Origin of the sequence: Qipengyuania marincola (genome assembly GCF_029688625.1) — a bacterium.
Classification (GTDB): domain Bacteria; phylum Pseudomonadota; class Alphaproteobacteria; order Sphingomonadales; family Sphingomonadaceae; genus Qipengyuania.
In genome coordinates this window covers 275,517-289,564 of sequence record NZ_JARULC010000001.1, presented here as the reverse complement: position 1 = coordinate 289,564, position 14,048 = coordinate 275,517, and the positions used below count along the sequence as shown (strand labels likewise).

Here is a 14,048-nt window from a genome sequence, read left to right as displayed (position 1 = left end):
CCTGCGAGTGCCGTGCTTGGGAGGAAAGAACACCATGGCACTTGCACCCGACGTTGCGTCGAGCACCGATCCGAACCCGATCGAGGACGAGGGCACGCATATCGACGCGCCCGGCCTCCAGTATTTCGTCTTCGGCCTGTTCTTCATCTTCGGCGGGATCACCTCCCTCAACGACGTGATCATTCCGAAGCTGAAGGAACTGTTCACTCTGAGCTGGACCGAGGCGATGCTGGTGCAGTTCTGCTTCTTCGCCGCCTATGCGATCATCGGCATCCCGGGGGCCAAGCTGGTCAAGAAGATCGGCTACATGCGCGGCGCAGTCGCCGGCCTCGTCACCATGATGGCGGGCTGCCTGCTGTTCATCCCGGCGAGCCAGACCGCGACCTATGCGTTGTTCCTCGGCGCGCTGTTCATTCTCGCCAGCGGGGTGGTGATCGTGCAGGTCGTCGCAAATCCCCTGATCAGCCTGCTTGGGCCGGCCAAGACCACCCATAGCCGGCTGACGTTTGCGCAGGCATTCAACTCGCTCGGCACCACGATTTTCCCGATCGTCGGGGCGGCGGTGATCCTCGGCAGCCTTGCCACGGTGACCGCTGACCAGCTGTCCGGCGCCGAGCTACTAGCCTACCGCCAGGCCGAAAGCGAAGCGATCTGGCAGGGGTATCTCGGCCTCGCCGCGATGATTGGCGTGGTCGCCTTCGTGGTCTGGATGTTCCGCAACCGCCTGGAGGGCGAGAAGCACGAAGCGTCGCAGGGCCTTGCCGGTCTCGATCTCCTGAAGCGCAGTCGCTTCGGCTACGGTGCGCTGTGCATCTTCCTTTATGTCGGCGCGGAAGTCTCGATCGGGTCGGTCATCATCAACTACCTGTCCGAATCGCGCGTGCTGGGCCAACCGGAAAGCGTGATCGGATGGATGATCGGCCTTTACTGGGGCGGCGCGATGGTCGGGCGCTTCATCGGATCATATTTCCTGCGCATCTTCAGCCCGGGCAAGATCCTCGCTTTCAATGCTACCGGCGCCATCCTGCTGATCCTGCTCTCGACCAGCAGCATGGGCGAGATCGCGGCGTACAGCCTGCTCGCAGTCGGCCTCATGAATTCGATCATGTTCCCGACCATCTTCTCGCTTGCCTGCGAAAAGCTGGGGCCGCGTGCGGCCGATGGTTCGGGCATCATCAACGTCGCTATCTGCGGCGGCGCGATCGTGCCGCTGCTTTACGGTGTCGTGGCCGATGCGACCGGTGGCAATCTTGCCGCGGCCATGGTCATCCCGATCGTCTGCTACGCGATCATCGCCGGCTTCGGGGTCTTCGCCCGCCGCCCTGCCTGATTTCGCACCTGCACAAATTCGGGGGTTCGCAAGGCAGGCTCGCTCTGCCATGCGAGCTGCCGACGATTTTCCAGCCGAGGACGAAACCGCCACCATGACCGATGCAGAACTCGCCGCCCATCTGGCCGAGGTGGCCGGCAAAATCCTCATCGAAGTACGGGAAAGCGGCATGTTCGAGGGCAAGAGCCTCGGCAAGGCTGGCGATGAAACGGCCAACCAGTTCCTCTGCCATGCCCTGCGCCAGCAGCGGCCCGACGACGGACTCCTGTCCGAAGAAGAGAAGGACAATGCCACGCGGCTCGGCATGGAGCGCGTATGGATCGTCGATCCGGTCGACGGTACGCGCGAATATGGCGAGAAGCGCACCGACTGGGCAGTGCATGTGGCCCTCTGCGTGAACGGCAAGCCGGAGATCGGTGCGGTGGCCCTGCCCGGCCTCGATCTGGTCCTGCGCAGCGATGCACCGATCGACATCCCACCCGCTGCGGCAAAGCCACGCATGGTCGTCAGTCGCACGCGCCCTGCGGCCGAAGCCGTTTCGGTCGCGGAAACCATCGGCGCCGACCTCGTGGGCATGGGCTCGGCCGGCGCGAAGGCCATGGCCGTGGTGCGCGGCGAGGCCGAGATTTACCTCCACACCGGCGGGCAGTACGAATGGGACAGCGCAGCCCCTGCCGCCGTCGCTCTCGCCCACGGCCTCCACGCCAGCCGGGTCGATGGCAGCCCGCTGACCTACAACCAGGCCGCAACCTATATGCCGGACCTACTGATCTGTCGCCCCGAATGGGCCGAGCGGGTGCTGGACGAAGTGGCACGCCTCGCCAAATAGGCACGGCAGGCAGGCCGCCCTGCCCTAGCGGATTTTCGCTTTCTTCCTATTTGCGGTATGCGACTCGCCGCAAAGAGAGAGGACAGCGCCATGGCTACACAGCTCGACACCCGCCCCCAGACAGACGAGGATGCCTTCCGCGCGGAAGTGCAGCAATTCCTCGCCGACAATTTCCCGGCCGAACTCAAGGGCCAGAACAATGCGCTGGCCGGTGTCGACGGGCCGACCGACGAAACGCCTGCGCAGAAGAAATGGCGCGAGGCCATGGGCGCGCGCGGCTGGGGTACGCCGACCTGGCCCAAGGAGTACGGCGGCGGCGGCCTGACCAAGGCGCAGGCGAAAATCCTCGAACAGGAAATGGGCAAGGCCGGAGCCTATAATCCTATCGGCGGAATGGGCGTCATGATGTTCGGCCCGACGCTGCTGGAATACGGCAGCGAGGAGCAGAAGCAGGAGCATATCCCGCCGATCTGTCGCGGCGAAGTGCGCTGGTGCCAGGGCTACAGCGAACCCAATGCCGGTTCCGACCTCGCCAATTTGCAGACCTTCGCCGAGGACAAGGGCGATCACTATCTCGTCAACGGCCAGAAGACCTGGACCAGCGGCGGCCAGTGGGCTGACAAGTGCTTCGCCATCGTTCGCACGGACAAGAGCGACAAGCACAAGGGCATCAGCTTCATGCTGATCGACATGGACTCGCCCGGCGTGGAAGTCCGCCCGATCACGATGATCAGCGGCACGAGCCCGTTTTGCGAAACCTTCTTCACCGATGTGAAGGTGCCGAAAGACAATCTCGTGGGCGAGGAAGGCCAGGGCTGGACCATCGGCAAGCGCCTGCTCCAGCACGAGCGCACCAATATCTCGGGCGGAGGCAGCCTGGCCCGTTTGATGGGTCAGAGCCTCGGCGAGATCGCCAAGAAGTACCAGCCGACCGGCGAGGACGGCGAGCTGGCCGATGCCGTGTTGCGCGACAAGATCGCCGATTTCGAAATCCGCTGGAACAGCTTCCTCCTTACCGCGCGTCGCGCCGTCGAGGAAAGCAAGGCGCAGGGCGGCGTGTCGGAGATCAGCTCGGTGCTGAAGAAGCTCGGCACCAAGCTCAGTCAGGAACGCAGCGAATTGCTGATCGAGATCCGCGGGCTTCAGGGCCTCGGCTGGGAAGGCGACGGCTTCCGCGACAGCGAGCTCGAAGCGGTACGTGGCTGGCTCTTTGGCAAGGCCACGACGATCTACGGCGGCTCGACCGAAATTCAGAACAACATCATCGCCAAGCGCGTGCTCGGCATGCTGGATCATCAGTAAGTTTCGGCACCAATAAGGCGAGAGGACAAAGACAATGGCAGTTCTCAACGAAGAACAGGAAATGCTGCGCGACATGGCGCGCGAGTGGACCGTCAACGAAAGCCCGGTCACCGAATTTCGCAAGGTCCGCGCCAGCGGCGAGCCGGAGGCGTTCAATCGCGATGCCTACGCAACAATGGCAGAGATGGGCTGGGCCGGGGTCATCATCCCCGAAGAACACGGCGGATCAGACTTCGGCTTCATGTCGGCGGGCCTCGTGGTCGAAGAACTCGGCAAGACGCTGACCGCCAGCCCGCTGGTAATGACCACGGTTGCGGCCAGCGCAATCATGCTCGGCGGCAGCGACGAGCAAAAGGCCAAGTGGCTGCCGAAGCTGGCCAGTGGCGAAGCCATTGCGACACTGGCCGTGGATGAGAGCCCGACCCACGATCCGTCGACAATCGAAACGAGTGTCTCGGGCGGCAAGCTTTCGGGAACCAAGGCTTTCGTCCACGAGGCGCATGGTGCCGACCTGTTCGTGGTCGCTGCGACCGACGGGCTTTACCTTGTCGAAAAGGGCAACGGCGTGTCGCTTGCCACCCGCAAGCTGACCGATCAGCGCAGCCATGCCGATGTCACTTTCGATGGCGCGGCGGCGGACAAGCTGGCCAATGGCGGCGACGGGCTGCTGGACGACGTACTCGACCGCGCACGGGTTCTGGTGGCAGCCGAAATGCTTGGCATGGCGCAGCAGGTGTTCGACGACACGCTCGCCTATCTGAAGCAGCGCGTGCAGTTCAACCAGGTGCTCGCCAGCTTCCAGGCGCTTCAGCACCGCATGGCCGACCTGTTCGCCGATCTCGCGCAAATGCGATCAGCTGTCGAGGCGGGCCTGCAAGCCGTCGATGCAGGTTTCGGCGTCGCGCGCGCGGCGACCATCGCCAAGGCAGAGGCCAACCGCGTGCTACACACCATCTCAAACGAGGGTATCCAGCTGCACGGCGGCATTGGCATGACGGACGAATACGACGTCGGCTTCTACCTGAAGCGCGCCCGAGTGCTGGAAGCGAGCTTCGGTTCGCGCAGCTGGCTAAAGAAGCGCTTCGCCAAGCTGTCGAGCTATTGATGCGGCGGCGGGCTCGCGTTCAGCGCGGGTCCGCCAGCATGCCTTCCGACAATACTCTCAAATAGGTTCGGGTTGCCGCGTCGCGATCTTCGAATCGTTCTGCCCAATGGTGCGCGTCATAGGCGGAATTGACTGTCGACATGATCACCTGACCTGCAATCAGCGGGTCGATCGGGCGCACCGAGCCATCGGCGATGCCATCGATCAGCATGCCCGCAAAGCGGCGAGCCAGCCGGTTCGATCTCGTGACCACGTCCTCCTTGTGATCCGCCTCCAGCGCCTGGAGCGCCGTGGTGCGCAGCAGTGGTGTCGCATCGAAGAATTGCAGATCGACCAGTTCGCGCATCACGCTCGCGATCCGTGTCCAGTAATCGCCCCCCAGCCCCAGACCGGCCATCTGCACCGCGGACAGGCGGTCGTAGCTCTGCTGGAAACAGGCGAGGACCAGATCATCCTTCGCCTGGTGGTGGTGATAGAAGCTGCCCTTGGTGACATTCAGGCTTTCCGCGATCCGGTTGACCGAGGCGCCGCGATAGCCGAGCCGGTTGATCATCACCGTCGCCGCACGCAGGAATGCTTCGTTCTGGCCGCCCTCCTCGCCTTCGCCCGTACGCCAGTCGCCCCCGAGGTCCTGCGGTGCAAAGCGCCCGCGCTCGGATGGCAGGCCACTGGCGAGCACGTCAAACAGCCGCTCCTCGATCCGGTCGAAATCGCGCACTGAATAGCGCAGCGACCAAACCGGCCACCACATCATCGCCTCGAGAAGGATATGCGCCCGTGCAGAAAACAGCGCGCGCTGGGCGTTGCCGCTCCATTCGCCGAAGAAGCGCCGCACGACGCCGACGACGCGCAGGTAATGCGCCATCAGCGTGTCATAGGACTCCGGTTCGAGGGTGCGAATTTCCGACAGCGCGGTCGTCAATCCGCGCTCGCCTGCGCGAATGCGTTTGCGCAGCGCGATCTGACTGGCGATGAAGTGTCGCAGCCGCGCCGCAGGATCGGGTTGATCGAGCGCCGCCTGCGCAATCTCCTCCATCAGCGTCAGAGTCTCATCATAGACTGCGACGACCAGCTGCTCCTTGCGCGGGAAATAATAGGTCACGCTCGTGGCGTTAAGCCCGATCGCCCGGGCGACTTCTGCCAGTGTCGTCGCCTGGACCCCAACCTCGTTGATCAGCACCGAGGCGGCATGGATGATCGCCTCGCGCTTTTCGTCGAACTTGCGGGTGGAAGCTGGCGAGCTCATATGAAGAATGCTCCCAGGTCGCGTTTCAGGATCTTGCCGTTGGCGTTGCGCGGTAGCGTGTCCTCGACGAGCGCCACGCGCACCGGCACCTTGAACTTGGCGAGCCTGGCGGCGACCCATTCGCGCAATTCCTCTTCGCTTGCGGACATGCCGGGGGCGAGGTGGACGACGGCCGCAGGCTCCTCGCCCAGCGTCCTGTGCGGAATGCCGATCAGCGCCGCATCGGTCACCGCGGGGTGGTCGTAGAGCACGTTCTCGACCTCGGAGGAGTAGATGTTTTCGCCGCCGCGGATGATCATGTCCTTGGCCCGATCGACGATATAGCAAAAGCCGTCCTCGTCGAGCTTCGCAAGGTCGCCAGTGCGCACCCAGCCGTCGATAAAGGTTTCGGCCGTCGCCTCGGGACGGTTCCAATAGCCCTTCACCACCATCGGCCCACGCGCCCACAGTTCGCCGACTTCCCCGGCAGGCAGTTCGCGCAACCCGTCTTCCGCCATGATCTTCAGATCGGCCACGGGCACCGGCGGGCCGCAGCTTTCCGGACGATTGAGGTAGTCCTCCGAGTTGTTGCCAGTGACCGTCGCCATGGTCTCGGTCATGCCCCAACCGTTGTGCGGCAGCGCGCCGAAGGTTTCGTAGATCTTGCGGACCAGTTCGGGCGCGGCAGGGGCGCCGCCGTAGGAAATGGTCTCGAGGCTGGAGAGGTCGAATTTGTCACGCTGGGGATGCTCGATGAGCTGCCAGGCGATCGTCGGGACGCCCCCCGTCGTGTTGACCCCCTCGCGCTCGATCAGGCCGAAAGCCTCCACCGGGTCCCATTTATGCATCATCACGATCGTATGGCCAGCGACCACCGCGCCCATCAGCCCCGCGGAGCAAGCAGTGACATGGAACAGTGGAATGACCAGCAGCGTGACTTTCTGCACCGGTGCCGGGGGCTCGTCCCCGCGGCGCAGGGCCGCCATGGCGATGCTCCACCCGCCCGACAGGATATTGGTTGCCAGATTGCGATGGGTACCCAGTGCGCCCTTCGGCTGGCCGGTGGTACCGCTGGTGTAGAAGATGGTCGCTTCGTCGTCTGGCGCGATATCGACCTCGGGCAGCTCCGCGTCCGGAAGTCGGGCGAAGGTGTTGGGCGTGCCTATTACGTTCTCGAGCCGCTCAGCCGCTGCAGGATCGGCATCGCAGCGGGATACGAAGACCGTCTCGAGGTCGGGCATCTCTGCACGGTACTCCGCGATCCGGTCCCACCGCTCGGCATCGCATACCAGCAGCTTCGATCCCGAATTGGCGAGGCCGAAGGCTAGCTCCGGCCCGGTCCACCACGCATTCAGCGGCACGCAAATCGCGCCGATGCAGGTCGCTGCGAAGAACGCCACCGGCCACTCGGGCAGATTGCGCATCGCCAGCGCGACCCGGTCGCCCTTCTCGACGCCCTGCGCGCGAAACTCCGCGGCCAACCGCGCGACGGCACGGAACCACGCATCATACGTGACCCGCTCATCTTCGTAGATCGTGAACAAGCGATCGCCATGCGTGCGCCCGATCTCGGCGATGGCGCGCAGGTTCGGGGGCGCGTTCTTCCAGACCCGCGTCGGGACGCCGCGAATATCGACCGAGCCCATTTCGAAGCGCTGACCCGGCGCGGTAAGTCGTCCGGTCGCGTCATCCCGGCTCATCGCAGGCCAGCCCGCAGGCGTGGTCCAGCCGATCGCGGTCGCGAGATCGTTCATTGCATCCCTCTCGTTCGCCGCGTCTTATGCGCGACTCCCTCTCCAGGATCTCTTTCTAGACCTGCCTTTCCCTTCGAAGCAAGCAGGGTTCGAAGCTCAGGTATGAGGGTGGCAAGAGAGAACAGAATCGCTATGCGGGCAAAACGGAAACATAGGTATGCACGAGAGGAGAGGCGCATGTTCGACCTGGCCGAGGCCGGTTCGCTGGGGTTCGATGCCGAAAGGCTGGAGCGGATACCCGCCTTCCTGAAGCAGACCTATATCGACAATGGCCGCCTGCCCAATGCCCAGCTGGTGGTCGCGCGCGGCGGGCAGCCAGTGCATTACACGCGGCTGGGCTCGATGGGCGAAGACGGGCGCGAATTGCCAGACGACGCCTTGTTCCGCATCGCCAGCATGACCAAGCCGGTGACCTCGATCGCCTTCATGCAACTGGTTGAACAGTGCATGGTCGCGCTGGAAGAACCCGTCACCAGGATCTTCCCCGAGTTCGCCGACCTGAAAATCTATGCTGGCGGCGGCGGCTCGATCCCTTTCGCCCCGGGCGCGCCTGCCCACCCGATGCGCTTCGTCGACCTGCTCACGCACATGTCGGGCCTCACTTACGGCCTGCAGAACCGCAACAATATCGACGCGGTCTATCGCGAACACAATTTCGATTTCGCTCGCGACCATCTGGACAGCGACGAGTTCATCGCGCGGCTCGCCGAACTCCCGCTCGAATTCGGGCCGGGACAGGGATGGAACTATTCGGTGTCGACCGACGTGCTCGGCATCGCGGTGGAGCGCATTAGCGGACTACGGCTGGGCGAATATTTCGAGAAGCACGTTTTCTCACCCCTTGGCATGAGCGATACGCGCTTCGGCGTCAGGGAAGCCGACCTCGATCGGTTGGTGGATGCCTATGCCTACCGCCCGGGCCAGTCGCCACGGATGATCAGCGCTGGCAGGACCAGCAAGCTTGCGAAGCCCGGCACCTTCGACAGCGGCGGCGGCGGGCTGGTCGGCTCGATCGCCGACTATCACCGTTACGTGACCATGCTGCTGAACGGCGGCGCGCTCGACGGCGCGCGGATCGTTAGCCCCAAGACGCTGCGCCTCATGCGCACCAACCACCTGCCGAACAATGCCGACCTTACCGAGATGTCGAGCAGCCTGTTCTCCGAAGCCAACAATGCCGGGACCGGCTTCGGCCTCGGCTTTGCCATGGTGATAGATCCGGCGAAGACGCTCATGCCGTCGAGCCTTGGCGAGTTCTACTGGGGCGGCGCCTATTCGACTGCCTTCTTCGTCGATCCGGTGGAGGAAATCACCATGGTCTTCATGACGCAGGTCTACCCGTCTTCCACCTACCCCATCCGCAGACAGCTCAAGACGCTGATCTATTCCGCCCTCACCGAAACCTACGCCTGAGGAGACACGCATGACCTCCCCCATCCGCACCGAACGTCACGACAACGTCCTTGTCGTCATTTCCGACAACCCCCCGGTCAACGCGCTCGGCCAGGCGGTGCGCGCCGGATTGAAAGACGCCATCGAGGAAGCACTCTCCGACGATGCGATCGAGGCGGTCGTCATCCGCTGCGACGGGCGCACCTTCTTTGCCGGGGCGGACATTACCGAGTTCGGCAAGCCGCCGGTCGGCCCGAACCTGCCCGAAACGCTCGACGCCATGGAGGCGAGCGACAAGCCCGTGATCGCCGCAATCCATGGTACGGCGCTAGGTGGTGGCTGCGAGGTGGCGCTCGCCTGCCATTACCGCGTCGCCGTGCCGAGCGCGAAGCTGGGCCTGCCGGAAGTGAAGCTCGGCCTGATCCCGGGCGCCGCCGGAACGCAGCGCCTGCCGCGACTGGTCGGCACCGAAGCCGCCCTGCCCCTCGTGGTCGGCGGAAACCCGATCTCGGCGAAGAAAGCGCAAGGTATCGGGCTGGTCGATGAAATCGTCGGCGAGGACAGCCTCGAGGCCGATGCAATCGCCTTCGCGAGATCGAGAATCGGCCAGCCGGTCCCCCGCGCGTCGGAAGGCACCGCCAACGAGGACGGTGTACGCGACCCCGACCTGTTCGACCGCTTCCGCGCTTCGCAGGCCCGCCGTATCCGCGGCTTTGATGCGCCCAATGCGGCGATCGAGGCCGTCAAGGCGGCGGGCACGATGTCCTATGTCGAGGGCGTAAAGAAAGAGCGCGAGCTCTTCACCGAATTGATGTCGGGCACGCAGAGCGCGGCGATGCGCCATTATTTCTTCGCGGAACGCGCTGCCAACAAGATCGACGATGTGCCGAAGGACACGCCACTGATCCCGATCAAAAAGGTCGGCGTCATCGGAGCCGGTACAATGGGCGGCGGCATTTCGATGAACTTTCTCTCTGCCGGCATCCCGGTGACGATCCTCGAGATGAGCCAGGACGCGCTCGATCGCGGCACCGGAACGATGCGCAAAAATTACGAGAACACCGCCAAGAAGGGCCGCATGACCGCCGATCAGGTCGAACAGGCGATGGGCCTGCTGACGCCGACGCTTTCCTATGACGACCTTGCCGATTGCGACCTCGTGATCGAGGCGGTGTACGAGAGCATGGACGTCAAGAAGGAGGTGTTCGGCAAGCTCGACGAAGTGGTCAAGCAAGGCGCGATCCTCGCTTCCAATACCAGCTATCTCGACGTGAACGAAATCGCGGCAGCGACCCAGCGCCCGGGCTATGTGGTCGGGATGCACTTCTTCTCGCCTGCGAATATCATGAAGCTGCTGGAGGTCGTGCGCGGCGAGAAAACGCGTGACGATGTGCTGGCGACGGTGATGAAGCTGTCCAAGACGATCGGCAAGGTCGCAGCAGTATCGGGCGTGTGTCCGGGTTTTATCGGCAACCGAATGCTCTCGAAGCGGCAGGAACAGGCAAATGCGCTGATCATGGAGGGCGCGAAATACTGGGAGGTGGACGAGGTCTTGCTTGATTTCGGCTTTCCGATGGGCCCGTTCCAGATGGCCGACCTCGCCGGAATCGACATCGGCTGGCACCGCGACCCGAGCAAGGTGACGACCATTCGCGAGGCACTGTGCGCCGGGGGTCGCTTCGGCCAGAAGAATGGCAAGGGTTTCTACGATTACGACGAGGCGCGCCAGCGCACCCCGTCCGACGAAGTGCAGGCCATCATCGCCGATTTTGCGGCCACGGAAGGCAAGGAGCAACGCGAGATTTCTAAGGACGAAATTCGCGAGCGCCTGCTCTATCCCATGGTCAATGAGGGAGCGAAGATCCTGGAGGAGGGCATGGCCCAGCGCGCCAGCGATATCGATGTCGTTTGGATCAACGGGTATGGCTGGCCCCTCTACACCGGGGGGCCGATGTTCTGGGCTCAGACCATCGGCCTTGACACGGTAGTCGAGGGGCTGGAAAAGCACGACTTGCCGGTCAGCAACTATTTGCGCGAGCGCGCCGCCGGCTCCGGCAAATTCGACTAGCAACAAGGCAATCCTGCGACATTTTTGAAACGCTGGTACGCAAATCGGTCGATCGCCAACGTCGTTCGTCCGACTTTCGTTGACATCGCTGGCGAAGGAAGCTTTTCACCCACGAGAGAGTGGCGCGCCCCCGAATGCGCCATGAAGAGAGAGGAAACCTATGAAGAAGTTCGGTTTACGCCATCATTGTGCCTTCGGTGCGATTGCCGGCGCACTCGCCTGCATGCCTGCCGCAGCGCTGGCGCAGGATGTTGCAACCACCAGCACCGATGACGCCGATCTGGTCGACAATGCAGATGTCGAGGATGGCAATGTCATCATCGTGACTGCGCAGGGCCGCCAGCAGGTCCTGTCCGACGTGCCGGTCGCCGTTTCCGCCGTGTCTGCCGAAACGCTCGAGCGATCCGGCGTGGCCGACATTCGCGACCTCAACCAGGTTGCCCCCTCGCTGCTGGTTTCTTCGACGGGTAACGAAGCGAACGGTTCGGCGCGTATCCGCGGTATCGGTACCGTCGGCGACAACCCCGGCCTCGAAAGCTCGGTCGCTGTCTTCGTCGACGGCGTCTATCGTTCGCGTTCGGGCAACGCCCTGTCCGAACTCGGCCCGCTCGACCGTGTGGAAATCCTGCGCGGCCCGCAGGGCACGCTCGGCGGCCGCAATTCCTCGGCCGGCCTGATCAACATCTACACCGCCCCGCCCGAGTTCGAATTCTCCGGCTACGGCGCCTTCACCTACGGCAATTACGACGCGATCAAGGTCGAGGCCGGCATCAATGCGCCGCTCAGCGACACGATCGCTGCCCGCATCGACGGCGTATATTTCGAGCGTGACGGTTTCTACAATGATGTCGTCAACGATGTGCGCGTCAACGACCGCGATCGCTATCTCGTCCGCGCGCAGGCGCTGTTCGAGCCGCGCGACGGCCTCACGTTCCGCCTCGTCGGCGACTATAGCAAGAAGGACGAAGCATGCTGCGCCGCGACCTTCGTACAGCCGGAATTTGCGCCGCTGGCTCGCCTCGCTGACGATGTTCCGATAACGAATGCCAATGCGCCATTCGATCGACCGAATGGTACGCCGGGCCTCACCAGCACGGCCAATCCGATTGTAGGCGTTCTGCTTGGCCTCGGCCAAGATCCTCGTGCGTTCACTCAGTCGACGTTCGACCGCGACATCTATGTCACCCCCGGTCGCAGCTATGAAGGCGAGACCGAGGACTGGGGTATCTCCGGCGAACTCAACTGGGAGTTCGGCGACGTCACACTGACCTCGATCACCGGCTATCGCGAATATTCCAACTTCCAGGGTTCGGATACCGACTACACGCAGGCCGACCTGATCTACCGCGCACCGGGACCGAATGCTGGCGCGCGCGAGTTCAAGACCTTCACACAGGAACTGCGCCTGAACGGCACTGCGTTCAACGACCGGCTCGACTGGCTCGTGGGCGCATATTACGCCAACGAAAAGCTCGAAACGCGTGACAACCTGCGCTTCGGCGACGATTACGGCACGTTCGCCAACTGCCGCATCGCGATCGCCATCAATCCGGCGCTCGCGAATCCCGCTGCGGACAATTGCCTCGGTGCCAATGTCGCGGCGCTGGACGGCACACTTACCGGGGTGCCGGCTTTCGGTCCTGCGACACCGCTCATCCTTGCCGGCATCAACAATCTGGCTCAGGTCCGCGACCTCGGCAGCACGGGCGATGTGTACAACCAGACCAGCGAAAACTTCGCTGTCTTCACGCACAACATCTTCCACATCACCGATCGTCTCGATCTGACGCTAGGTCTTCGGTATACGAACGAAACCAAGGATTTCGACGCTTCTTTCGGCAACGACAATGTCATCTGTCCGCAGAACCGAGCGCTGCTGAGCGGTCTTCTCGCAACCCCGCTGGCGGGTCTTGCTGGTGGCCTGATCTCGCTCAGCTGTCAGGGCAACTCGACCAGCGAGCTCGACGGCGTAACGCTCAGCGATACGCGCGACGAGGACGAGCTGACCGGTACGGCGATCCTAAGCTACAAGCCGACCGATGACCTGCTGGTCTACGGCTCCTACTCGAAGGGCTACAAGGCCGGCGGCTTCAATCTCGACCGTTCGGCTCTTGCCGTGCCGGTGGCGTTCAACGTCAACACGCTCGACCCGGCTGCCTTGCAGTTCGACGCCGAAACTGTCGACGCCTACGAGATCGGCCTGAAGTATGCCGCGCGCAAGTGGGGCTTCAGCCTCGCTGCGTTCCGTCAGGAGTTCTCGAACTTCCAACTGAACACGTTCAACGGTTCGGCCTACCTGGTCCAGAACGTCAATGGCTGCGACAATGATCTCGGCGGCGGGGATCGTGACGGCGATGCCGCGACCGGCGCCTGTGCGGCGGACAATGTGGCGCCAGGCGTGGTCGCGCAGGGCGTGGAATTCGAAACCTCGCTCAGCCCGATCCGTGACTTGACCATGACCTTGGGTATCACCTATTCGGACACCAGCTACGAGGACAACCTCGTCGGTACCGACGATGGCGCCCCGCTGGATCCGGCCCTGCGCCTGCTTCCGGGCGACAATATGTCGAACGCGCCCGAGGTGACGGCAACCGCCTCGCTCAGCTGGACCCCGCCGATCGGTAATTCCGGCCTGTCGGGCCTGTTCTTCATCAATGCCCGCACGACCGGCGATTACAACACCGGTTCGGACCTGCTCTACGGCAAGGAACAGGACAGCTACACGCTGGTGAACGGCCGGATCGGGATCACCGGACCGGATCGGGCCTGGGGTGTAGAGGTCTGGGCGAACAATCTGTTCGACGTGGACTACACACAGGTTGCCTTCAACACGCCGTTCGTGGCTCCGCAGCAGACCTACTCGGCGTTCCTCGCCGAACCGCGGACTTACGGCATCACGGTTCGCGCCGGTTTCTGACCAAGCCGAACCGAAGACCTTTCAAGGCCCGGCATCACGCGATGCCGGGCCTTTTCCTTTGCCCTCATCGCAAAAGAGCAGAACGATGGTCGCCACTTATCTGCGACTTTTTTGAAACACAGGTAC

The 14,048-nt window shown here is 63.3% G+C and carries 9 protein-coding genes; 7 read left to right on the top strand and 2 right to left on the bottom strand.

Going from position 1 to position 14,048, the window contains the following annotated elements; genetic code table 11:
• Positions 1 to 34 precede the first annotated feature (34 nt).
• From P8Q88_RS01435 to P8Q88_RS01420, 4 genes are all read left to right on the top strand, one after another.
• Positions 35 to 1,330 (top strand): sugar MFS transporter, encoded by a 1,296-nt coding sequence (locus tag P8Q88_RS01435; RefSeq protein WP_278322045.1) that lies wholly within the window; start codon positions 35 to 37, stop codon positions 1,328 to 1,330.
• A gap of 94 nt (positions 1,331 to 1,424) precedes the next feature.
• Entirely contained in the window at positions 1,425 to 2,159 is a 735-nt protein-coding gene (locus P8Q88_RS01430) for a 3'(2'),5'-bisphosphate nucleotidase CysQ (protein WP_278322749.1), read from the top strand.
• 90 nt (positions 2,160 to 2,249) lie between these two features.
• Positions 2,250 to 3,461, top strand: a complete 1,212-nt coding sequence (locus P8Q88_RS01425) for an acyl-CoA dehydrogenase family protein (RefSeq protein WP_278322044.1) — start codon at positions 2,250 to 2,252, stop codon at positions 3,459 to 3,461.
• Between the two features lie 34 nt (positions 3,462 to 3,495).
• Complete coding sequence (locus P8Q88_RS01420; protein WP_278322043.1) at positions 3,496 to 4,566, top strand: acyl-CoA dehydrogenase family protein; 1,071 nt, start codon at positions 3,496 to 3,498, stop codon at positions 4,564 to 4,566.
• 19 nt (positions 4,567 to 4,585) lie between these two features.
• Here the strand turns inward: P8Q88_RS01420 and P8Q88_RS01415 are convergent, their stop codons facing one another.
• Together P8Q88_RS01415 and P8Q88_RS01410 are read right to left on the bottom strand one after the other, a co-directional pair.
• Positions 4,586 to 5,812 (bottom strand): TetR/AcrR family transcriptional regulator, encoded by a 1,227-nt coding sequence (locus P8Q88_RS01415; protein ID WP_278322042.1) that lies wholly within the window; start codon positions 5,810 to 5,812, stop codon positions 4,586 to 4,588.
• Positions 5,809 to 7,545: a class I adenylate-forming enzyme family protein gene (locus P8Q88_RS01410; protein ID WP_278322041.1), complete on the bottom strand. Its 1,737-nt coding sequence runs from the start codon at positions 7,543 to 7,545 to the stop codon at positions 5,809 to 5,811. The genes P8Q88_RS01415 and P8Q88_RS01410 overlap by 4 nt, the downstream gene beginning before the upstream one ends.
• Positions 7,546 to 7,722: 177 nt before the next feature.
• Here P8Q88_RS01410 and P8Q88_RS01405 point away from each other — a divergent pair, with 177 nt between their 5' ends.
• From P8Q88_RS01405 to P8Q88_RS01395, 3 genes are all read left to right on the top strand, one after another.
• Positions 7,723 to 8,958: a serine hydrolase domain-containing protein gene (locus P8Q88_RS01405; protein ID WP_278322040.1), complete on the top strand. Its 1,236-nt coding sequence runs from the start codon at positions 7,723 to 7,725 to the stop codon at positions 8,956 to 8,958.
• 10 nt (positions 8,959 to 8,968) lie between these two features.
• On the top strand, positions 8,969 to 11,005 hold the full coding sequence (locus P8Q88_RS01400) for a 3-hydroxyacyl-CoA dehydrogenase NAD-binding domain-containing protein (RefSeq protein ID WP_278322039.1): 2,037 nt from the start codon (positions 8,969 to 8,971) through the stop codon (positions 11,003 to 11,005).
• A gap of 160 nt (positions 11,006 to 11,165) precedes the next feature.
• Positions 11,166 to 13,922: a TonB-dependent receptor gene (locus P8Q88_RS01395; protein WP_278322038.1), complete on the top strand. Its 2,757-nt coding sequence runs from the start codon at positions 11,166 to 11,168 to the stop codon at positions 13,920 to 13,922.
• Positions 13,923 to 14,048 lie beyond the last annotated feature (126 nt).